2 protein-coding genes are annotated in these 1149 nt (G+C 36.5%); both read left to right on the forward strand.

Annotated features, from left to right (window positions below; all coding sequences use genetic code 11):
- Positions 1-129 precede the first annotated feature (129 nt).
- Complete coding sequence (locus tag QWT87_RS21015; RefSeq protein ID WP_302718684.1) at positions 130-618, forward strand: GNAT family N-acetyltransferase; 489 nt, start codon at positions 130-132, stop codon at positions 616-618.
- Positions 619-678: 60 nt separating this feature from the next.
- Positions 679-909 (forward strand): hypothetical protein, encoded by a 231-nt coding sequence (locus QWT87_RS21020; RefSeq protein ID WP_302718686.1) that lies wholly within the window; start codon positions 679-681, stop codon positions 907-909.
- Positions 910-1149 lie beyond the last annotated feature (240 nt).

Genomic DNA, 1149 nt, shown 5'->3' on the forward strand with positions numbered 1-1149 from the left:
CGGGTTTTGCGTCAGGCGGGGTGAAGTGCAAAATTCAACGGCAGTTTTTCAATTAAACATTAGTAATAAATTCGGCTTTTGTGCTTCGATTGCCCGCCCGAACGCAAAGCCCCAAACCGTTAGCGGTCATTGAAAAAAGACACGGAAAATGAATTGAACAAAAAAATGAAGTTAGAGTTACAAATATTACAATCACATAATCTTGACGAACTAAAAGAGCTTATTTTGCTGTTTGAGGATGTATTTGAAATGAAAAATTTCAAATTACCAGACGAAACACATTTACGGAAACTTTTAGCAAAAGAAAACTTCTTTGCAGTTGTCGCCAAGACAAATGACAAGATTATTGGCGGACTAACAATTTACGTACTTGACCAGTACTACTCCCACAAACCATTAGCGTATATCTACGACCTTGCAGTATTGACAAATTATCAAAGAAAGGGAGTTGGGAAAAGTTTAATTGCATTTACAAACAATTTCTGCAAACAAAAAGGTTTTGAAGAAGTATTTGTGCAGGCAGATAAAGTTGATGACTATGCCATTGACTTTTACAGAACAACCAAACCGACAAATGAGGAACAAGTGGTACATTTTTATTATACACTCAATGAGTAAAGTGAGCTTGCAAACAAATAACAACTAAACCAAATTTTATGACAGTAATACAAAAAACGTATGGATACAATGAGAAAAATCAAAATTGAAAAGGACATCAAAGTCATTTTCATTCAGGCAAAAACTTTTTCGGATGGAATTTTAGAGGCGTTTCAGAAACTACACACTTTACTTGAGTTCCCCCCCCACAACGAAGAAAATTTGGCATTTCAAGACCTGAAAACGGGAAAATTGCCTACAGAGTGGCTGCGGAAGAACGAACAAGAAGCGATTTACAAAAACACGGGTTGACGGAATTTACCATTCCAAGCGGTAATTAAATAGCAATCGAAATTAAGAATTTTAGATAAGATTTGAACTTGATTAAAGATGCGTTTGACAAACTTTTGACCGTTCCCAACATTGACCCCAACGGATACTGTATTGAAGGATATAACGGCATAGATGACGTAGTTTGTATGGTTAGACTTGATGAAACAAAAACAACGAACCGCTAATAGCTAAGTTTTCGTTGCGTGCGCAGCACGAACA

Source organism: Chryseobacterium urinae, from assembly GCF_030518295.1.
Classification (GTDB): Bacteria; Bacteroidota; Bacteroidia; order Flavobacteriales; family Weeksellaceae; genus Chryseobacterium; species Chryseobacterium mucoviscidosis.

What these genes read in the sequence shown, in the direction of transcription:
- QWT87_RS21020 (WP_302718686.1), top strand. Translation starts at nt 679, where the DNA reads ATGGATACAATGAGAAAAATCAAAATTGAAAAGGACATCAAAGTCATT.